This window comes from Halonotius sp. GCM10025705, from assembly GCF_042662885.1.
Taxonomy (GTDB): Archaea; Halobacteriota; Halobacteria; order Halobacteriales; family Haloferacaceae; genus Halonotius; species Halonotius aquaticus.
Genome location: NZ_JBHSZD010000001.1, coordinates 486,475 through 503,844, shown reverse-complemented (window position 1 = coordinate 503,844; position 17,370 = coordinate 486,475). Strand labels below are relative to the sequence as shown.

Annotated in this window: 23 protein-coding genes, 1 tRNA gene and 3 pseudogenes; 12 read left to right on the top strand and 15 right to left on the bottom strand. The window is 62.5% G+C overall.

What is annotated here, in order from left to right:
- Window positions 1-125 precede the first annotated feature (125 nt).
- The 6 genes from ACFQJB_RS02870 to ftsY all read left to right on the top strand — a co-directional run bounded on the left by ACFQJB_RS02870 (window position 126) and on the right by ftsY (window position 3,195).
- On the top strand, window positions 126-278 hold the full coding sequence (locus ACFQJB_RS02870) for a 50S ribosomal protein L39e (protein ID WP_120084282.1): 153 nt from the start codon (window positions 126-128) through the stop codon (window positions 276-278).
- Between the two features lie 2 nt (window positions 279-280).
- Entirely contained in the window at window positions 281-556 is a 276-nt protein-coding gene (locus ACFQJB_RS02865; RefSeq protein WP_120084123.1) for a 50S ribosomal protein L31e, read from the top strand.
- A gap of 6 nt (window positions 557-562) precedes the next feature.
- The gene (locus ACFQJB_RS02860) at window positions 563-1,228 is read left to right on the top strand and encodes a translation initiation factor IF-6 (protein WP_379723724.1); all 666 of its coding nucleotides are present in this window, start codon (window positions 563-565) and stop codon (window positions 1,226-1,228) included.
- Window positions 1,229-1,360: 132 nt separating this feature from the next.
- Window positions 1,361-1,537 carry a 50S ribosomal protein L18Ae gene (gene rpl18a, locus ACFQJB_RS02855; protein WP_120100759.1) on the top strand — a complete coding sequence of 59 codons (177 nt, stop codon included), beginning with the start codon at window positions 1,361-1,363 and terminating at the stop codon, window positions 1,535-1,537.
- Window positions 1,534-2,007, top strand: coding sequence for a prefoldin subunit alpha (pfdA, locus tag ACFQJB_RS02850; protein ID WP_379723720.1), 474 nt, complete (start codon window positions 1,534-1,536; stop codon window positions 2,005-2,007). Before rpl18a ends, pfdA begins: the two co-directional genes overlap by 4 nt.
- Window positions 2,008-2,037: 30 nt before the next feature.
- Window positions 2,038-3,195, top strand: a complete 1,158-nt coding sequence (gene ftsY / locus ACFQJB_RS02845; RefSeq protein WP_379723717.1) for a signal recognition particle-docking protein FtsY — start codon at window positions 2,038-2,040, stop codon at window positions 3,193-3,195.
- 83 nt (window positions 3,196-3,278) lie between these two features.
- On the opposite strand, the gene ACFQJB_RS02840 is transcribed toward ftsY, so the two are convergent.
- The 5 genes and pseudogenes from ACFQJB_RS02840 to ACFQJB_RS02820 all read right to left on the bottom strand — a co-directional run bounded on the left by ACFQJB_RS02840 (window position 3,279) and on the right by ACFQJB_RS02820 (window position 6,396).
- Window positions 3,279-4,139 carry a hypothetical protein gene (locus ACFQJB_RS02840; RefSeq protein WP_379723714.1) on the bottom strand — a complete coding sequence of 287 codons (861 nt, stop codon included), beginning with the start codon at window positions 4,137-4,139 and terminating at the stop codon, window positions 3,279-3,281.
- Window positions 4,140-4,190: 51 nt separating this feature from the next.
- Entirely contained in the window at window positions 4,191-4,763 is a 573-nt protein-coding gene (locus ACFQJB_RS02835) for a S8 family serine peptidase (protein ID WP_379723711.1), read from the bottom strand.
- Window positions 4,764-4,882: 119 nt separating this feature from the next.
- Window positions 4,883-5,374 (bottom strand): annotated as a pseudogene (locus ACFQJB_RS02830) (S8 family peptidase); the annotation flags it as partial.
- A gap of 472 nt (window positions 5,375-5,846) precedes the next feature.
- Window positions 5,847-6,140 carry a type II toxin-antitoxin system RelE family toxin gene (locus ACFQJB_RS02825; RefSeq protein ID WP_379723708.1) on the bottom strand — a complete coding sequence of 98 codons (294 nt, stop codon included), beginning with the start codon at window positions 6,138-6,140 and terminating at the stop codon, window positions 5,847-5,849.
- Complete coding sequence (locus ACFQJB_RS02820) at window positions 6,121-6,396, bottom strand: ribbon-helix-helix domain-containing protein (protein ID WP_379723705.1); 276 nt, start codon at window positions 6,394-6,396, stop codon at window positions 6,121-6,123. The genes ACFQJB_RS02825 and ACFQJB_RS02820 overlap by 20 nt, the downstream gene beginning before the upstream one ends.
- A 115-nt stretch (window positions 6,397-6,511) precedes the next feature.
- On the opposite strand from ACFQJB_RS02820, the gene ACFQJB_RS02815 reads away from it, so the two are divergent.
- Window positions 6,512-7,909 carry a signal recognition particle protein Srp54 gene (locus tag ACFQJB_RS02815; RefSeq protein WP_379723702.1) on the top strand — a complete coding sequence of 466 codons (1,398 nt, stop codon included), beginning with the start codon at window positions 6,512-6,514 and terminating at the stop codon, window positions 7,907-7,909.
- Window positions 7,910-7,947: 38 nt separating this feature from the next.
- On the opposite strand, the gene surE (ACFQJB_RS02810) is transcribed toward ACFQJB_RS02815, so the two are convergent.
- Window positions 7,948-8,781, bottom strand: coding sequence for a 5'/3'-nucleotidase SurE (gene surE / locus ACFQJB_RS02810; protein WP_379723699.1), 834 nt, complete (start codon window positions 8,779-8,781; stop codon window positions 7,948-7,950).
- Window positions 8,782-8,824: 43 nt separating this feature from the next.
- Window positions 8,825-9,208 (bottom strand): secondary thiamine-phosphate synthase enzyme YjbQ, encoded by a 384-nt coding sequence (locus tag ACFQJB_RS02805; RefSeq protein ID WP_379723696.1) that lies wholly within the window; start codon window positions 9,206-9,208, stop codon window positions 8,825-8,827.
- 83 nt (window positions 9,209-9,291) lie between these two features.
- Between ACFQJB_RS02805 and ACFQJB_RS02800 the strand changes: the two are divergent.
- A pseudogene (locus ACFQJB_RS02800) lies at window positions 9,292-10,259 on the top strand (nucleoside recognition protein); the annotation flags it as partial.
- 37 nt (window positions 10,260-10,296) lie between these two features.
- Here ACFQJB_RS02800 and ACFQJB_RS02795 read toward each other — a convergent pair.
- The 5 genes from ACFQJB_RS02795 to ACFQJB_RS02775 all read right to left on the bottom strand — a co-directional run bounded on the left by ACFQJB_RS02795 (window position 10,297) and on the right by ACFQJB_RS02775 (window position 12,704).
- On the bottom strand, window positions 10,297-10,860 hold the full coding sequence (locus tag ACFQJB_RS02795) for a GNAT family N-acetyltransferase (RefSeq protein ID WP_379723693.1): 564 nt from the start codon (window positions 10,858-10,860) through the stop codon (window positions 10,297-10,299).
- Window positions 10,861-10,932: 72 nt separating this feature from the next.
- Window positions 10,933-11,241 (bottom strand): DUF7123 family protein, encoded by a 309-nt coding sequence (locus tag ACFQJB_RS02790; RefSeq protein ID WP_120100781.1) that lies wholly within the window; start codon window positions 11,239-11,241, stop codon window positions 10,933-10,935.
- Window positions 11,238-11,546 carry a hypothetical protein gene (locus tag ACFQJB_RS02785; protein ID WP_379723690.1) on the bottom strand — a complete coding sequence of 103 codons (309 nt, stop codon included), beginning with the start codon at window positions 11,544-11,546 and terminating at the stop codon, window positions 11,238-11,240. The genes ACFQJB_RS02790 and ACFQJB_RS02785 overlap by 4 nt, the downstream gene beginning before the upstream one ends.
- Before the next feature lie 182 nt (window positions 11,547-11,728).
- Window positions 11,729-12,151: an RNA-binding domain-containing protein gene (locus ACFQJB_RS02780; protein ID WP_379723687.1), complete on the bottom strand. Its 423-nt coding sequence runs from the start codon at window positions 12,149-12,151 to the stop codon at window positions 11,729-11,731.
- Window positions 12,135-12,704, bottom strand: coding sequence for an AAA family ATPase (locus ACFQJB_RS02775; RefSeq protein ID WP_379723684.1), 570 nt, complete (start codon window positions 12,702-12,704; stop codon window positions 12,135-12,137). Before ACFQJB_RS02775 ends, ACFQJB_RS02780 begins: the two co-directional genes overlap by 17 nt.
- A 90-nt stretch (window positions 12,705-12,794) precedes the next feature.
- On the opposite strand from ACFQJB_RS02775, the gene ACFQJB_RS02770 reads away from it, so the two are divergent.
- The 3 genes from ACFQJB_RS02770 to ACFQJB_RS02760 all read left to right on the top strand — a co-directional run bounded on the left by ACFQJB_RS02770 (window position 12,795) and on the right by ACFQJB_RS02760 (window position 14,660).
- Window positions 12,795-12,869, top strand: a tRNA-Arg gene (locus ACFQJB_RS02770).
- 218 nt (window positions 12,870-13,087) lie between these two features.
- Window positions 13,088-13,486, top strand: a complete 399-nt coding sequence (locus ACFQJB_RS02765) for a PAS domain-containing protein (RefSeq protein WP_379723681.1) — start codon at window positions 13,088-13,090, stop codon at window positions 13,484-13,486.
- 94 nt (window positions 13,487-13,580) lie between these two features.
- Window positions 13,581-14,660, top strand: coding sequence for an NAD(P)/FAD-dependent oxidoreductase (locus ACFQJB_RS02760; protein ID WP_379723678.1), 1,080 nt, complete (start codon window positions 13,581-13,583; stop codon window positions 14,658-14,660).
- Between the two features lie 12 nt (window positions 14,661-14,672).
- Here ACFQJB_RS02760 and surE (ACFQJB_RS02755) read toward each other — a convergent pair whose 3' ends face one another.
- Window positions 14,673-15,494: a 5'/3'-nucleotidase SurE gene (gene surE / locus ACFQJB_RS02755; protein ID WP_379723675.1), complete on the bottom strand. Its 822-nt coding sequence runs from the start codon at window positions 15,492-15,494 to the stop codon at window positions 14,673-14,675.
- A 112-nt stretch (window positions 15,495-15,606) separates the two neighbouring features.
- Between surE (ACFQJB_RS02755) and ACFQJB_RS02750 the strand changes: the two genes are divergently transcribed.
- Window positions 15,607-15,990 (top strand): DUF5798 family protein, encoded by a 384-nt coding sequence (locus ACFQJB_RS02750; protein WP_379723672.1) that lies wholly within the window; start codon window positions 15,607-15,609, stop codon window positions 15,988-15,990.
- 37 nt (window positions 15,991-16,027) lie between these two features.
- Here the strand turns inward: ACFQJB_RS02750 and ACFQJB_RS02745 are convergent, their stop codons facing one another.
- A complete protein-coding gene (locus ACFQJB_RS02745; protein WP_379723669.1) occupies window positions 16,028-16,453 on the bottom strand; it encodes a CoA-binding protein in 426 nt (141 codons plus the stop codon).
- Window positions 16,454-16,510: 57 nt separating this feature from the next.
- Window positions 16,511-17,357 (bottom strand): annotated as a pseudogene (locus tag ACFQJB_RS02740) (geranylgeranylglycerol-phosphate geranylgeranyltransferase).
- Window positions 17,358-17,370 lie beyond the last annotated feature (13 nt).

Here is a 17,370-nt window from a genome sequence, read left to right as displayed (position 1 = left end):
GCCCTAAAACCCTGTGTGGTTGCAAGCGGGTGGGCCGCGTTGGTGCCGCCCCATGCGTTGTGTGGCCACGTCGATCCGTCGGGATGGACAGGATTTTAAGCGGTGCTGTCCGAGAGGCTGGTACTATGGGAAAGAAATCGAAAGCGCAGAAAAAGCGGCTGGCGAAGCTTGACCGCCAGAACCGACGGGTACCGACGTGGGTCATGATGAAAACCGATATGGAAGTTTCGCGCAACGCGAAACGCCGCAACTGGCGGCGAGGCGACACTGACGAGTAACGATGAGTACGAGTGATTTCGAGGAGCGCGTCGAGACGGTGCCGCTCCGCGGCGTGAAGGCTGTCCCGACCCAAGAGCGTGCCGACCGCGCGATGACGATCATCCGCGAGCACCTCGCACAGCATTTCAACGTCACCGAAGACGAGGTTCGGCTCGATCCCTCGATCAACGAGGCGGTCTGGGAGAACGGCCGACAGAACCCACCATCGAAGCTCCGGGTTCGTGCGGCCCGGTTCGTCGAAGACGACGAGACGATCGTCGAAGCGGAACTCGCCTAATCCACCGTGTTACGCACGACTGTTGCCGGCTCGCCGTACGTCGGTGTCTTCGCGCATGCGAGCACCGGCTGTCTGCTCGTCCGGCGTGATATCGACGACGAGACAGCCGATGCGATCGCCGAGGAACTCGGCGTCACCGCGGTGTCGACGACAATCGGTGGCTCCGGAACGGTCGGCTCGTTGGCTGCCGGCAACGACAGCGGGCTCGTTGTCTCCAGTCAACTCACCGAGCGTGAACGGGAGACGATCGCCGACGCCGCCGACGGCGTCATCGCCGAACTCCCCGGCCGCATCAACGCTGCCGGCAACGTGGTGCTCGCCAACAACACCGGCGCGTACGTCCATCCTGAGCTCGACGACGAGGCGGTCTCGGTCGTCGAGGAGACCCTCGACGTGCCGGTTGTCCGCGGCGGGCTCGGTGATCGACAGACCGTCGGCACCGCTGCCGTCGCCACCAACACCGGCGTGCTGTGTCACCCGCAAGCGCGGGAGGCCGAGTTGACAACGATCGAGGAGCACCTCGATGCCTACGTCGACCTCGGAACCGTCAACTACGGGACACCGCTGTTGGGCTCGGGGCTGCTCGCCACCGATGAGGGCTTTGTTGTCGGTGAGGAGACGACCGGCCCGGAGATCGGACGGATCGAAGACACCCTCGGCTTCATCGAGTAGCGGGCCACCGCATCAGCTATCGGTTTTCGCTGACAGTGTCCACTTCACCGCGTCGATGAGTGCCATCGGGGTGTCGGTCAGCCTCGCCCCGAGTAGGAAGATACTTCCCCGTTGCTGCCGGAACACCGAGGCATGAGTCAGTTCACGATTCGCGGCGAGTTCGACGGCCGAACCGGGCCGCGAACCTTCACAAAGGAGATCGACGCCGAAAACGAAAATGTCGCCCGCGAGCACATCCTCTCGCAGTTTGGCAGCGAGCACGGGCTCAAACGAACGCAGGTCACGATTCAGGAGGTGTCCGCACAATGATGGGAAGCGGTGGCGGCGGTCAGCAGCTCCAGCAACTCCAGAAACAGCTCGAAGCGCTCGACGCTGAGGTCGAAGAACTAGAGGCCGAGATCGACGAGCTTGAGACCGAACACGCCGAGATCGACGAGGCGATCGACGCCCTCGACACTCTCGACAGCGGCTCGACGGTGCAGGTGCCGATCGGCGGCGACGCCTACCTTCGCGCGGAGATCCAGGATATCGACGAGGTCATCGTCAGCCTCGGCGGCGGCTACGCGGCCGAACAGGAACAAGACAACGCCGTCGACGCCCTCCGCTCCAAACAGGACACGATCGAGGAGACCATCGAGGAGACCGAAGCCGAGATCGAGGAGCTCGAAGACGAGACCGAAGACCTCGAAAAACAGGCCCAGGCGATCCAACAGCGGATGCAGCAACAGCAGCAACAGCAGATGTCGAAGATGGAAGAGATGCAGGGCGGCGACGAGTAACACCTCGCTGCAACCCACTGAGGACAAGCCGTGTTTGATGGACTCAAAGACAAGCTGAACTCGTTCCGGGAGGATGTCGAGGAAACCGCCGAGGGGGCGGCCGACGATGCGGACGAGTCAGCCGACGACGCTGATGAATCGACCGCGAGTGCCGACGCTGCCGACGCTGAAGCCCCAGCGTCAGCAAGTGTTGATGCTGACGATGCTGACAGCGACGACAGCGCGGCCGAGGCTGTCGAACCCGACGAGACCGATAGCGACGACGCAGACGACAGCGACGACGCGTCGTCATCGGGGCCGGGCACGCTGAAACGCGCGGCCGCCTTCGCCACCGGCAAGGTCATCATCGAGGAAGACGATCTCGAAGACCCACTGTGGGAGCTTGAGATGGCCTTGCTGGAGAGCGACGTGGAGATGAGCGTCGCCGAGGAGATCCTCGAGACCGTCGAGAAGACGATGATCGGCGAGACGCGCAAACAGGTCGAAACGACCGGCGAACTCGTCGAGCGCGCGCTCCACGACGCCCTCGTTGATGTGATCAGCGTCGGCCAGTTCGATTTCGACGAGCGGATCGCCGCCGCCGACAAACCGATCACGATCGTCTTCACCGGCGTCAACGGCGTCGGCAAGACGACCTCGATCGCCAAGCTCTCGGAATATCTGGCTGATCGTGGCTACAGTTCGGTCATGGCCAACGGCGACACCTACCGCGCCGGCGCGAACGAACAGCTTCAACAACACGCCGAGAACCTCGACCGGAAGATCATCACCCACGAGCAGGGTGGCGATCCCGCCGCCGTCATCTATGATGGCGTCGAGTACGCCGAGGCCAACGACGTGGATGTCGTCCTCGGTGACACGGCCGGCCGACTCCACACCAGCGACGACCTGATGTCGCAGTTGGCCAAGATCGACCGCGTCGTCGACCCCGATATGACGCTGTTCGTCGACGAGGCCGTCGCCGGCCAAGACGCCGTCATGCGCGCCCAAGAGTTCAACGACGCCGCCGCAATCGACGGCACGATCCTCACGAAAGCGGATGTTGATGCCTCCGGCGGCGCGGCGATCTCGATCGCCTACGTCACCGGGAAACCGATTCTCTTCCTCGGGACAGGGCAGGGCTACGAGCATCTCGAGCCCTTCGAACCCGAGGAACTGGTCGATCAGCTGCTCGGTAACGACGAGTAACGCAGTCTAATCGCTGCTTTTGAGGAATGAAGCAGCAGAACCAGAAAAATAGCCGCCGGCCTGTGTTCTGATTGTAGTCGGTTTCAAGCAGAGATCTCTCGCTCAATAAGCTCCCACGATTCGATCGCCGGCTGGCTACAGTACACGCTGCGGTTGCCGGTCTGGCCATCAGCCGACCGGGGGTCGCCAGCGAGTGCCATTGCGATCGAAAGGCGATCGGTAATCGGTTGTTCGTACTCGATGACCAGCTCAACGCGTTGGGGCTCAGTGAAACACTCCCTCCCGGGTGGCGAAAGCAGATTTGAGCCGACCGCCGGTTGGTCGGCGACGAGCAGATACGTCCGCTCCCAGCCCGCTGCCCATGTCGGTGTCGTCGGCGTGATCTGGCCGATCTGCTCGACCCCATGGGCTGCTGTGAGAAATCCGTCGGCGACGAAGGCTCGTAGCGGGCGCATGCGAATATCGCTGTTGTTCTGGAGTGTGAGCTCGATGCTGTTGACGATGTCGACGCTGCTGTTGTTTTGGAGGCTGAGCTCGTAGTCGATATCGATCGTCGGCTGCCACGGCCGCCGTGTCAGTTCCGTCTCCCCGTCGTAGAGCACAAGCTCGTGTTGCAGCGACTCGACAGTTGCGATCGGGTGAAGGATGGCATCAACCCCATCCTCCAGCGGCACACGGACGAATCGTTGCTCCGGGCGGAGCTGTGTCTGAAAGACGCTGGTATCCGACTCGGTGACGACGACCAAGCGTGTCGCATCGTGATCCTCGACCAGTTCGACGAGGAGGTCAACAACCCGCGGGTTGGCGCGTCGTTCGGTACTGAGCGAGGCGATGTATGTCGGCTCCGAAGCTGGTGCTGTCTCACTCGCCGCACAGCCGCCAAGCGCGGTCGCCACCCCGGCGGCGAGTGTGCCCACCACCGCACGCCGCGAAACCGGACTCACAGGTCACCCTCGCCGCTGGGAAAATAAATCTGCATCGCTGCCGCGTTGCGATCAGTTGCGACAGACATCGACCGGAATCGAGAGACTCGTGTTGGCTGTCGTGACCGTGATCGAGGACGTTCGAGGTGCAGCACAGGCGATCCCGCGCGTTCCCCGGATCGTTGTGGTGGCTGTCCCATTGAGCGTGACACGACGAGAGCCAACCCGCTCGCCGTCCACGGAGAGTATCACGAGTTGGCTGTCGGTGACGTTGCCGACGTTTTTGATCGTCGCCTCGAAGGCAACAGGCTCGTTTCGGCCGAGGCGGTGATCAGTTGGGCCGTCGTGGGTGAGTCTCGTGACCGCGAAGTATGGGGGTCGATCAGCGACCGCTGCGACCGCGTCGTAGCCGTCGATGACACCGTACCCGTACCGTGTGTCAGGCGGCGTCGTTCCCGGGTAGCGAGCGGTCTCCAAGAGCGCGCGATCGATCTCGGCCGGTGTAAGCTGGCGATCGCTGGCGGCCTGCATGAGCGCGACCACGCCGGCGGCGTGGGGCGCGGCAAAACTGGTTCCTGCGGTGCGCGTGAAGCCACCATCGGCGGTTGTCGAGATGGTCGTCGCGGGGGCAACGACGGTCGGCACGACGTACGATTCCGGCCAATCATACTCGTAGATCGGCCCCGCCCCCAGCGAGCGCGGGTCGAAACGATGTTGCCGACCGAGTAGTCTTCGACAGCCCCGGTGGCGTTGGTCGCGCCGACCGACAGCGCACTGTAGACGCTTCCCGGTGAGGTGATGCCACCGTCGCCTTCGTTGCCTGCGGGAACGACGACGTAGATCCCTGCCGCCCGCGCTCGTTCGATCGCCTCGATGTATCGATCGTAGTAGACGCGCTTGTGGCCGACGTTGATCAGCAACACATCGGGCTGCTGGGGCTGATCGATTGCCCACTCGACACCCCGAAGGACGGTTGTGGTTCGGGCGGTGCCGTCGCCGTCGATCACCTTCCCGTGGAGCAGCGTTGCGTTCGGTGCGACCCCGAAGCGTGTCCCGTCTGGAGTTTCGGTGCCGACGAGGACGCCAGAGGTGATCGTGCCGTGGTTGCGATCGTCGAAGGGGTCACTCCGGTTGCCAACGAAGTCCTTCCAGCCGTCGTCGGCCAGTGTGAATGACTGGTGGGCGTCGGTGGCAACTCCGGAATCAAGGACGGCGATCGTTGTGTTTTCGCCGCGCGTGTCGAACCCAGTCCACACCTCGTTGACGCGGAGTAACTCCAGCGCGGCGGTCGTATTCGTTGCCGGTGGGGGTCGATGGTCGACGGCATGACTGTCTGTGATTCTGGAGCCGATCGGATCCCCTCATCTGCGGACGGGCGGTCGCTGTTCGACTGGAACGCGTCGGCAGAGGGGTTGAAAGGCGATCTGCTGTAGGTGATTGCGGGTTGATTGTCTCGGCGGGAGCACCGGAGACAGGGGTGGCAGTCGCACCGAGCAGTAGCAGCGTGGTGAAACAGAGCAGCGCAACAATCGGCAGAGTGTGTTTCATACTATCGGAACTACAGCGTGGAGGCGGTTCGTAGGCGGTTGGTGGGTGTAGGTGTTGCGGTGCCACACATATCAACTGGATCGATCGGTGAGCAAATGGGGAGCTCACTGACAGTCACGTTTGATCATCTCGATTTTTTGCGTCAGTGAGCAGTCGCGTTACGGTCGACATCCGGCTCACTCAATCGTCGCCTTTGTACGCGCCTTCGCGTTTCCGGATACTTTCGACGCGTACAACCTGCGTCTCCTGTCGTATCCGACAGCCGAGTCGATAGCCGCCGACACGGAGCTTCTGAAACGGTGAGTTCGTTAGCGATTCGAGAAACTCCGCGGGTTCACGCCACTCCGAGGAGACCACTTCGTCGAGCTTGTCGATAATCTGTTGTTGGGTGTCGGACTGTAGTGCTGCCAACTGGGATTCCGCCTGCGGCGACAACTCCCATTCCCACCCGTCGTCACTCGTCGTCGGTGCCATACCTCGATTTGATCGCTTCGCTCGGCACCCCGTCGCCCTCGCTGAACTGGGTTTCGCTGATCGCTATATCCTTCCAAAACCCCGCGCCTTCGGGATGGTTCACCGAATCACGGAGCGCATAGCGGATGAACTCGCTGCGGCTGTTGAACCCGCGTTCGCGCCATGTCGCGTCAACAACGTCCAAAAACGACCGCGAAATCCGGAGATTGATCCGGTCGATCTCGGGATCGTCTTCGTTTGACTCCGGTTGTGACATACGTACGTATGTCGGCCGCATGCACAAAAAGTGCTCTGCCAGTTCACCCGCCGTCATCGCCACCGCGCCATCGGACGAACAACACTTTAGCTATCCGGCCGTCTAACACGGACAAATGGTACTCGATGATCTCGGGAGTTCGCTGCGGGGCACCCTCGATGGCCTCCGCGGGAAATCCCGGCTGGAAGAAGACGACATCCAAGAAGTCGTCAAACAGATCCAACGCTCGCTGCTGGAGGCCGATGTCGAGGTCGACCTCGTCATGGAGCTGTCGGATGCGATCAAAGGTCGCGCCCTCGATGAGGAGCCGCCCGGCGGCACCTCCGCCCGCGATCACGTCCTCAAGATCGTCTACGAGGAACTGGTCGAGCTCGTCGGCGACTCCACCGAACTGCCCTTGGAATCCCAGACGATCCTACTCGCTGGTCTGCAGGGCTCAGGGAAGACGACGACCGCCGCCAAGATGGCGTGGTGGTTCTCCAAGAAGGGCTTGCGGCCGGCGATCATTCAGACTGATACGTTCCGCCCCGGCGCGTACGATCAGGCCAAACAGATGGCCGGCAACGCCGAGGTCGACTTCTACGGCGATCCCGACTCCGACGACCCAGTCCAGATCGCCCGCGACGGCCTCGAAGCGACCGAGCAGGCCGAAGTTCACATCGTTGATACGGCGGGTCGGCACGCCTTAGAGGAAGAATTGATCGCCGAGATCGAGGAGATCGATTCGGTCGTCGATCCCGACACCCGGCTGCTCGTGCTCGACGCCGCAATTGGTCAGGGCGCGAAAGAGCAGGCCCAACGTTTCGAAGAGGCCATCGGCGTTGAGGGCGTTGCGATCACCAAACTTGACGGGACAGCCAAGGGTGGTGGCGCGCTCACCGCCGTCAACGAGACCGATTCGTCGATCGCCTTCCTCGGCACCGGCGAGACGGTGCAGGATATCGAACGCTTCGAGCCCAACAGCTTCATTTCGCGGCTGTTGGGGATGGGCGACCTCAAACAGCTCTCCGAGCGCGTCGAGCGCGCGATGGAGGAGACGGGAGCCGAGGACGACGATTGGGATCCCGAAAGCATCCTTGAGGGGAGTTTCACCCTGAAGGATATGCAGAAGCAGATGGAGACGATGAACAACATGGGCCCGCTCGATCAGGTGATGGATATGATCCCCGGGATGGGTGGCGGGATGATGGATCAACTCCCCGACGACGCGATGGACGTAACCCAAGAACGGATGCGGGAGTTCAACGTCATCATGGATTCGATGACCGACCACGAACTTGAGGAGCCACGCTCGATCAGTGCCAGCCAGGTCGAACGCATCGCCCGTGGCTCGGGCACCAACACCGAGCGTGTCAACGAACTGCTCGAACAGCACAAGATGATGGATCGCACGCTCAACCAGTTCCAGGGGATGGGCGACGGCGACATGCAGCGCATGATGAAAAAGATGCAAGACGGCGAGGGCGGGCTTGGCGGCCTCGGTGGCGGCGGTGGCCCCGGCGGCATGATGTGAGCTGTAGACCGTCCTGTCACACAGCCACGGCCGATCGACTATGATTCTTCGAGCGGATACCGATCCAGCGCAGCAACGAAATCAGCCGGCGGATCGACCACGCTTTGCGGCATCCCAAGCGGGGTAACGCTGATCTCGCGGTCAACGATGGCAGCGCGGTCACTCCACGACGGGTAGTCATCTGCGTAGTTGTCGAGACCGATCGGGAACCCCTCACCCTCAACCGGATGGGTTGCCCAGTAGTTGCTCTCGAAGACGTTGGTCTCACCGTCGCTGTCGACGACGCGGGTATCGTAGTCGGCCAGCGGTTTGGTCACCGCGAGCGTATCGCTACCCGTCGCCGGGGCGTTGACGTTGAGATAGTCGACCTCGCCGTCGAACACAGCGGTATCCTCGATTAGGGTGAGGAGATCACGGGTTGCCGCACCGATCGCGTCAAAGGAGTTGTCGCCGTCCTCGGGAAAGTACGTCTCGTGGTCGTAGCCGGAGACCGCGACCGCCGGCGTGCCGAGAAAGGCTGCTTCGACGGCCGCGCCGACTGTCCCCGAATGGCCCAGAATGTAGCTGCCGACGTTCGGCCCGTTGTTCGCGCCCGAGACAACGAGATCGATCTCCTCGGCTTCGGGAATGTGGCGGAGGCCGACGGCGACACAGTCGGCTGGAGTACCGTCGACGACATACCCCCACTCGTGGTCGTCGATGGTGATCTCGTCGGCGCGCTCATAAGAGAGATCAGAGCGAGACCGCCCCACGCCGCTTTGATCGCTGGCGGGCGCGACGACCGTCACCTCCCACGTTGGCGTCAGATGCTCGTAGACCGCAGCAAGGCCCGGACTATCAATCCCGTCGTCGTTGGTGAGGAGGATGTGCATTGACCGCAGGTTTGGCGGCCGTCGATAAAGTTCCGCCGACCGGTCAGTGAACGCGGACAGTAAGCGTCCGGCTTCGTGGCCCGTCGCATTCGACCGCGAGGATCGACTGCCAGCGACCGAGTTGAAGCTCGCCGTCGGCGACAGGGACAGTCACACTCTCACCAACGAGCATCGCCCGAACGTGGCTGTCGGCGTTGTCGTCGATCTGGTCGTGTTGCCAGCCGTCGTCAGCAACGAGGTCATCGAGTGCAGCCCCCAGATCATCGAGCAGGCGGGATTCGGCCTCGTTGACGACGACACCCATCGTCGTGTGCTGGCTGAAGATGGTACAGACACCGCTGGCATCGTCGGGGAGCGTCGCCGCCACGCGGTCGGTGATATCGAGACACTCGGTTCGGCTGTCGGTCTCAATTGTGAGTGAGGGCATACGCGCTGTCTGTCCCAGAGCGTAAAAACCACAGCGTCGAGACCGACGCGGCTTTGGGCGCGCCGTTCGGAGGGTCGGCTGTGCTGCCTGTCGACTCCGTTTCGGTCGTCGTCGACGCGCTCATCGAGGTGGCCCCGCGTGTCGCCCGGATCGCCGCTCTCGTGTCGGTTTCAGTCTATCTCGCCAACGTTGCTGTCGCCTTCGGGCTGGTCGAGAAGATCGCCGGCCTCTCGCGACTGTTGACCGGCCCGGCCAACCTTCCCGATGAGGTCGGCACCGCGATCCTGACGACGACCGCCTCAACGACGGCCGGCTATTCGATGCTGGCCGATCTGCGGGAGTCGGGCTATCTCGACGACGAGGCGACGCTGATCGCCGTCGTGATGAACACGTTCTTCGGCTTCGCCCAACACGTTTTTACCTACTATATTCCGGTGCTTATCCCGATTCTCGGGGTGCATGTCGGCGTCCTGTATGTGAGTTCGCGCGCACTGATTTCTTTGGCGATCACGCTGGTCGGCATCCTCGCCGGCGCGCTGTTGCTCTCGGAGGCCAATTTCGATGATGATGTCCAGCTTGATCCCGACGCCTTCGACGACGAGGAACAAACACCCAAACAGCGACTGCTGGCGGCGTGGGAGCGGACGCGACCGACGTTGCAGCGGCTCGTCCCACGGCTCGTCATCATCTACACGCTGGTCACGCTGCTGGTGGGCCAGTATGATATTACGAGCATCACCGGCTCGGCCGATCCGCTCGTCGCGTTGGTCGGACTGCCAGCAGCCGCTGTGCCGGTGATTGCTGTCTACACGCTCGATACAACGTCGGGGGCAGCGACAATCGCACCCTTGTTGGGCGATGTGTTCACCCCCGGCAGGCGGTAGCGACGCTACTACTTGGTGGGATCATCTCGTTTGCGGTCTCGACGTTCAAGCGATCGATCCCATTCCAGTACGGCATCTGGGGCGCTGAGTTCGGGACAAAGGTGATCGTCGTCAACACGGCCCTGAAAATCGTTTTCATCAGTCTTACCGTCATCGTGCTGCTGGCGATCTGCCGGTGGCGACCACAGCCTGCTGCCGGTGGTGCTACCGTGTCGACAACGCACGCTCCATCTTCACATGCGGAATACCGGCCTCCTCGAAGGGCTCGCTGACAGTTCGGTAGCCCAGCTTGTCATAGAATCTCTCGACACGCTGCTGGGCGTGGAGGACACAGCGGCTCGCGTTGGCGTCGACACCGACAGCCTCGACAGCGTCCATCAGTCGGCGTCCCCATCCCTCGCCGCGGGCTGACCGCCGCACAGCCACCCGCTCGGCTTTCACTGTGGAGTCGTCAATTTGTCGTGCGCGGGCAACCCCGACTGATCGTTCGTTGACAACGAGAAGCAGGTGGGTCGCCTCGGTCTCAGCATCGTCCCATTCGAGAGACGAGTCAACGCCCTGCTCGGCCACAAAAACGGCCCGCCGGATCGCAAACGCCGCAGTCAGTGTGCCCATACCGCGGTCGGTCAGTGCTGCCGCTGTGCTGTCAACTACGGCGTCGATGATATCGGAGGGGTCAGCAGCCGCGTCGCTGCCGGTTTCGACATGGCGTTTGGCCGTCGCGACAAGGCCACTCGATGGCTTGGAGACTCGATAGCACTCGCACACGCTGTGGCTGTAGTGGTGACTGTCGTATCTATCTACGGTTCGAAGGAGTGTGGGTGACGGTGAGCCGGCCGGTCAGTTGGTTCGTTCGACGCGCCACGTCGTCGCGCTGGTGTACGACCAGCGTTCGATCGAGAGATCGGCGACCGAATCCTGGAGTTTGAGGATCAGCGCGCCGATCTCCTTGGCTGAGAGATCAACATCGTCGGCGATGAACTTGCTTTTGAAGTACACCTCGCCGTCGGCAGCCTGCTCGCGGAGATAGGACGCGAGTCGCTGCTGTTTCGTCGCCGTCGACTCCGTGGTGGCGTCGTCGGCGTCGTCGCTTGATCGGTCGGGGGCTGTGCGTGCGTCGTCAGCGGGGGTGTGGTGGGATGTACTCATAGATCGTGGGTGTTGTAGTTGTGGCCAGCGACCAGTGCAAGCAGGTGACAGCCGAGGAGGCCAAGTCCGACGGGGCCGGGGGCGGGGCCGATCTCGGCGGCAAGCACCGGGAGATACACCATCGGGAGGACAATCGCAGCCCAAAAGCCAAGCCAGCGAACGGTGGTGTGGAGGGCTCGCTGTCCATGCTGGAGGAGGTGCTGTCCGCGGCGAACAGTGCTCGCGGCTGCACTCGTCGCAGCCGTTTCGATGCGTCGCGTCGATTGGAAGCCTTTCATGTCGTGCTCACCGTCTATCCATCCCAACGACCCATACCCACATATAGTGGCCAGAGCGTTGGAGTAAATTCACCCCGAAAAACGGCGAAAACGGTGATTGCTCGATTATTTAGGACGCTTTGAAAATCCTTTAGACTGTTTAGAAACAGATGTGCGTCGTTTTCGGCGATAATATCAGAAGAGAAGGAAGTCGGGTGTTAATGGCAGACCTACTCCGCTTTCGACGCTGGATCGACGGGTGTGCCGTCCTCAGTCGGTGGCGCGACACGATCGATCATCGACGCGACATCCGGCTCTCGAACCGTCACCGACACCTCGATATCACCGAGCTCGTCGGGGTTGCCGACCGCGAAGTTGATGACACCCTGGAAGGCCGCCTGTTTTTTCAGTGCGAAGCTGAATCCCTCGTCGTCGGCGTGTTTGTGGAACTCTCGGCGGGCGGTATCGAGGATTTCCTGTTCGTACAGCAGATCCGAAAACGGATCGAGGGTGTGGGTTTCGCCGACGAGCAGCCCCGGTTCGTGGTCGAACTCGGCGTTCGGGAAGACGTTGCCGACGGCGTCGGCGACCCGGTCGGTGACCTCGGTATCGTTGACCGGCGCCTCGATCCGCACGTCAATGCTGTAGATCATTGGCCCCCACCTGGGAGAGCAGTTCGCGCGCCTCGGACTGGAACGCATCGAGGCTGTCAGTGTTCTTGATCCGGTAGTCGGCGGCGTCCATCACGTCGCCCATGCCAAACCCGAGTTCGCGCTCGTCGCGTTCGCGGAGGGCTTCGAGATCGGTGTCGGTGCCGTCTCGACCCCGCTCGCCGAGTCGCTCCGCACGGAGGTCGAAGGGGGCTTCGATGCTGACGATCGAAAATTCGTCGCCGAACGCATCTGTGAAGGCGTCGACTTCGACCATCGACCGCAGGCCGTCGACGACGACTGTGTCGGTGTCATCGTCGGCCAGGTGCTCGCGGATGTGTGGCAGCGACTGCTCGGCGATCGCTGCCGGGCCGTTTTCGTCCCGAAGGGCTTTGGAAACCTCACCGTGGGCCTCGGCGGGGTCGCGCCCGCGGTCACGGCAGGCCTGCCGGATCACATCCCCCATCGTGACGACCGGCACACCCGCGTTGCGGGCCACGTCGGCAAACTCGCCTTTGCCGCTACCGGGGAGGCCAACGGTTCCGAGTACGTGCATACTCGCGGTAGCGGACTGCGGGACTTAGGTGTGCTGACTTGCTGTCTCGAACCCAAACGGCTTTTTACGAACTGGCGTGAGCATCCGATGGGGCACATAGCTCAGTCTGGACAGAGCGTCGGACTTCTAATCCGACGGCCGCGGGTTCAAATCCCGTTGTGCCCGCTGTGAGCGCGGTGCTGCGATGTTGTGTTCTTCTTGGCTGCTATGGCTGATAGTTCAGAGAAACAACTCATATCCCAAATTAGATTGAGTATCACTATTGTTCCCCAGTATATAATGGACGATCATTGGTGAAAATGCCGGAAAACTTATTACTCGCAACCGAGTACCAGCGAATGCGGAAGAGGCACTCCACACCACACCCCGCTGTCAGCCCCACCATGACCGCAACATCGAATCAGTTTGTGACCCAGTTCGGGCAGCTCTTACACCAGATCGACGACGCCGTCGTCAAATTCGAGATCGAAGACGGTGAGCCGATCATCGTCGACGCCAACCACGCCTTTCGAGATCTGTTCAGCCCCGACATGAAGCGCGTGATCGGGCTCCCGCTGAACGATCTTATCGTCCCCGCCGACCACGAAGCCGAAGCCCAGCAGTTTGACGAGCGCACAGCCGACGGCAGATCAAACGTCGCGTTCGTTACCCGCGCGGCCGCCGACGGCGAGACAACGTTCCTCTACCGTGGCATCCCCTACGGCGACAACCAGGGGTTCGCCATCTACACCGATGTGACCGACAAGGTCGACGATCACGAGGAACTGCTGGAACTCTTCTAACGCGGCCGAGCAACTCCCGGCTGCGTCGCGTCGGGGTTGGTCCGGTATCGTTGCACGCACAACCTACATACGATCCCTGTGCGTAGAGACACCCATGTCAACAGAGACACCTGCAGCCGATCACCGGCGACTCGTGATCGCCGGCAGCGGAATCGCCGGCCTATCGGCGGCGATCTACGCCGCACGATCGAACAACGAGCCGCTCGTCTTGGAGGGCGACGAGCCCGGCGGCCAGCTCACGCTGACAACCGACGTCGAGAACTATCCGGGCTTCCCTGAGGGCATCTCCGGACCGGATCTCATCAACGAGATGAAAACCCAAGCCAAGAAGTTCGGCACGGAGATCGAAAACGGCGTCCTTGAAGACGTCACTGTCGACGGCGAGGGAGCCGACCGCCAGTTCCGGATCACGCTCACCGACGATACCGTGTATACCGCTGACGCCGTGATCGCCGCCTCCGGCGCGAGCGCGCGAACGCTCGGGATCCCCGGCGAAGACGAGTTGATGGGGTGGGGGCTCTCGACATGTGCGACCTGTGACGGCGCGTTCTTCCGCGATGAGGAGATCGTCGTCGTCGGCGGTGGCGACGCCGCCATGGAGGAAGCGCACTTCCTCACGAAGTTCGCCTCGACGGTCTACATCGTCCACCGCCGCGAGGAGTTCCGTGCGGAGGACGTGTGGATCGACCGCGTGATGGAGAAAGTCGACGCCGGCGAGATCGAGATCATGCGCAACACCGAGGTGACTGAGCTCCACGGCAGCCAAGAGGACGGCATCGACCACGTGACGATGGTCTCGAATCCCGAGGGGCACCCGACCGAGAAACTCGACGACCCAGAGACCGAGGAGTTCGAGTTCGACGCCGGCGCGGTGTTTTATGCCATTGGTCACACCCCAAACACCGACTATCTGGACGGCATCGGCGTCGACACCGACGACGACGGCTACCTCATTACCGAGGGTGGTCGCGGCGGCGGCCAAACCAACACTGGCGTCGACGGGCTGTTCGGCGCGGGCGATGTCGTCGACTTCCACTACCAGCAGGCTGCCACGGCCGCGGGGATGGGCGTGCAGGCCGCCCTCGATGCCGACGACTACCTCGACGAACTTGATCGCAAGCAGGCCGCCGCAGCGACCGACGCCGGCGCGGCCACTGCTGAATCGGACGACTAAGCGAGCAATCGGCTATTCTGCGTCGGCGTTAGTTTCAGTGTTCGACGTGTAGTCAGCGACGATCTCATCTAAGGCGTCGTGGTGCTGCGTGGAGTGTGGCGCGGTCAGCGGCGAGACGCTGATCTCGCCGTCGGCGACCGCCCGGCGGTCAGTGCCGACCGGATCGTCGACGCTGTCGCCACGCATGACATCCCAGATGCCATCCCTGAGTTCGATCTCGCGGCTCCCGTTCTGTTCGGCACCCATCTCATACCGCATCGAGGGCCGGGTGACCCGCATCGGGATCGAGCCGGTGACGCCAGCGTTGTCGCGGAAGGGAACGTTCACGTTGAGGTAATCAGCTGCGGCAAAGACACCCTCGGTGGTCGCCTGCTCGACGAGATACGTGGTCGCGTCACGCGCTGTAGCGAAATCGCTTGGCTCGGTCGCCAGCGACTGCCAGTCGTCGCCGCCCTCGATATACATCGACACTGAGATCGCGGGGACGCCGAAGAACGCCGCTTCGACGGCCGCACTAACGGTACCAGAGCGTCCCAAGACGTAGGCCCCGAGGTTCCCGCCTTTGTTGCAGCCCGAAACAACGAGATCAACGTCGGGACAGATCGAGCCGAGGCCGGCGATCACACAGTCGACCGGGGTGCCATGAATCGCATACCCGTACTCGTGGTCGGCAAACTCGACTACCTCCGAGACCGTTCGACCGACCGCGCTCTGGTCGTCAGCCGGCGCGACGGCGACAACATCGCCCACCGCAGAGAGTCCCTCGTAGAGCGCCCGGAACCCGACGCTGTCGATCCCGTCGTCGTTGGTCAACAGAATTCGCGGCGCGTCCATACATCCCGTCACAGCGGCAGCACGAAAAACACTCGGGCGGGGTGAGAGCCACGACACACGCGGTCACAGCGACAACCACAACACACACAATGTGGGCGGCCAACGATGAGGCATGGGACTCGGAAGCACCGCCAAGAAGATCCAAACGGTGGCTGACACCGCCGAGAAGATGTATCGCCGACTCAACGCCCTCCGCAAGGAGGTCGAATCAACCAAACGGACAGTCGAGGACACCGGCGGCCGAGTCCAGTCGCTCGAAGCCGAGATCGCCGAACAGCGCGTGATTCTGGAAGCCATCGGCGAGGAACTCGATGTCGATATCGAAGCCGCTGTCGACGACGCCGATCTCGATGGCGACAGCGAGGCGACGACAGACGATAGCGAAGAGATTCCGGTCGAAGCAGACGATGCTGACGGCGACGGATCTGATTCGGCTGGCGGCGGTAACAGCGATGCAGCGGCCGACAGCAACGACGACAGCGATTCAGTGCAATAATTGGCCGTCGCTCGTCGCCGACTGTGACACCACCACGTTAGTCAGCCAGCAACCGTTGGTGTTCGACTTTCATACATCGATCTTGAACCGTTGTGAGCCCAGCAGCCTCGGCGTCGGCAAGGGCTTCATCGTTGGTGATGCCGAGTTGGAGCCAGATGGCCTCGATATCGCCCGCAGCGTCATGACGGGCGAGCGTCTCCTCTACGATACCGGCGACCTCTTCGCTCGGCCGGAACACGTTGACGAGATCGACCGCCGCGTCAACGTCGCTGAGTGAATCGACAGCCGATTGACCGAGGACGGTGTCGGCGTAGGGATTGACCGGATGGATCTCATAGCCCTGGCGCTGGAGATAGGCGGGAATCTCGTGGGCTGCCTTCCCGGCGGTCGTCGAACAGCCGACGACAGCAACTGAATCGAGATGGAGTACGTCGCTGAGCGCGTCATCGTCAGTGACTGGCATACAGGAACTATCGACGTCCCACGACAAAGAGTCACCGGCAGTGGCGTCGACAGCAACTCAGCCAACGACGACCATCGCTCGCCCGACCACGAACGCCGCGGTCGCAAGGAACATCCCACGTTTGAGCCACCGCTGGCTCACGGTCGGATCGCGGAACGAGTAGAGTGCGGCCCACAGCATGACTGCATCAGCAGGGGCGACGACGAGCAGATAGCTCAATCCGAAGGTGCCGTCGAGATACGGGAGCACGCTCGCGACGACAGCGACCACGAGCACGGCGACGCCGGCCCATAGCGCGGGGGTTCGGCCGACAACGATCGGAAACGTTCGCAGCCCCTCCTGTCGGTCGCCAGCGATGTCCTCCACGTCCTTGACAATCTCTCGGGTGAGCGTGGCGACTGCAGCCAGCAGGAACAACACGCCCGCGCCAAGGGGTCGCCGAGGGCCGCGCCACCGAAGAGAAACGCGCTGCCGGTGAGATAGGCGACAAGCGCGTTGCCGACGAGTGGGCGGCCTTTGAACCACTCAGTGTAGGCGACGAGCGCGAGGAGGTTGACGACGGCGATGCCGATGGCGACGAGCGGGAGCGTCAGCGCGGCGATGGTGGCGACGGCGAAGCAGGCGATACTGACGCCGAGTGCGCCACGGGCTGAGATCGCACCGCGAGGATCGGGCGATCAGGTTGGTTGACCGCGTCGATGTCGCGGTCGAAGTAATCGTTGATCGCGTTGCCGCCGGCGGTCGCGGCGACGGTCGCGAGGACTGCTGCGGTGATGGCAGCCGGCGCGGCAACGACGCCGCCGCTGACGAACGCGCCGGTAAAGGTGAGTACGCCGGCGGCGACCGCATTGCCGGGGCGGGTGAGTTCGACCGCCGCTCGGAGCGGAGGCGACAACGACGCCATACGCTCCGGTGGT

Bases quoted from the DNA above. Each gene is read 5' to 3' on its own strand.
- ACFQJB_RS02760 (WP_379723678.1), top strand. From the start codon at position 13,581: ATGTCAACAGAGACACCTGCAGCCGATCACCGGCGACTCGTGATCGCC.
- ACFQJB_RS02765 (WP_379723681.1), top strand. From the start codon at position 13,088: ATGACCGCAACATCGAATCAGTTTGTGACCCAGTTCGGGCAGCTCTTA.
- surE (WP_379723699.1), bottom strand. From the start codon at position 8,781: ATGCACATCCTCCTCACCAACGACGACGGGATTGATAGTCCGGGCCTT.
- ACFQJB_RS02870 (WP_120084282.1), top strand. From the start codon at position 126: ATGGGAAAGAAATCGAAAGCGCAGAAAAAGCGGCTGGCGAAGCTTGAC.
- ACFQJB_RS02775 (WP_379723684.1), bottom strand. From the start codon at position 12,704: ATGCACGTACTCGGAACCGTTGGCCTCCCCGGTAGCGGCAAAGGCGAG.
- ACFQJB_RS02815 (WP_379723702.1), top strand. From the start codon at position 6,512: ATGGTACTCGATGATCTCGGGAGTTCGCTGCGGGGCACCCTCGATGGC.
- ACFQJB_RS02750 (WP_379723672.1), top strand. From the start codon at position 15,607: ATGGGACTCGGAAGCACCGCCAAGAAGATCCAAACGGTGGCTGACACC.
- ACFQJB_RS02820 (WP_379723705.1), bottom strand. From the start codon at position 6,396: ATGTCACAACCGGAGTCAAACGAAGACGATCCCGAGATCGACCGGATC.
- ACFQJB_RS02790 (WP_120100781.1), bottom strand. From the start codon at position 11,241: ATGAGTACATCCCACCACACCCCCGCTGACGACGCACGCACAGCCCCC.
- surE (WP_379723675.1), bottom strand. From the start codon at position 15,494: ATGGACGCGCCGCGAATTCTGTTGACCAACGACGACGGGATCGACAGC.
- ACFQJB_RS02745 (WP_379723669.1), bottom strand. From the start codon at position 16,453: ATGCCAGTCACTGACGATGACGCGCTCAGCGACGTACTCCATCTCGAT.
- pfdA (WP_379723720.1), top strand. From the start codon at position 1,534: ATGATGGGAAGCGGTGGCGGCGGTCAGCAGCTCCAGCAACTCCAGAAA.
- ACFQJB_RS02780 (WP_379723687.1), bottom strand. From the start codon at position 12,151: ATGATCTACAGCATTGACGTGCGGATCGAGGCGCCGGTCAACGATACC.
- ACFQJB_RS02825 (WP_379723708.1), bottom strand. From the start codon at position 6,140: ATGGCACCGACGACGAGTGACGACGGGTGGGAATGGGAGTTGTCGCCG.
- ACFQJB_RS02805 (WP_379723696.1), bottom strand. From the start codon at position 9,208: ATGCCCTCACTCACAATTGAGACCGACAGCCGAACCGAGTGTCTCGAT.
- ACFQJB_RS02865 (WP_120084123.1), top strand. From the start codon at position 281: ATGAGTACGAGTGATTTCGAGGAGCGCGTCGAGACGGTGCCGCTCCGC.
- rpl18a (WP_120100759.1), top strand. From the start codon at position 1,361: ATGAGTCAGTTCACGATTCGCGGCGAGTTCGACGGCCGAACCGGGCCG.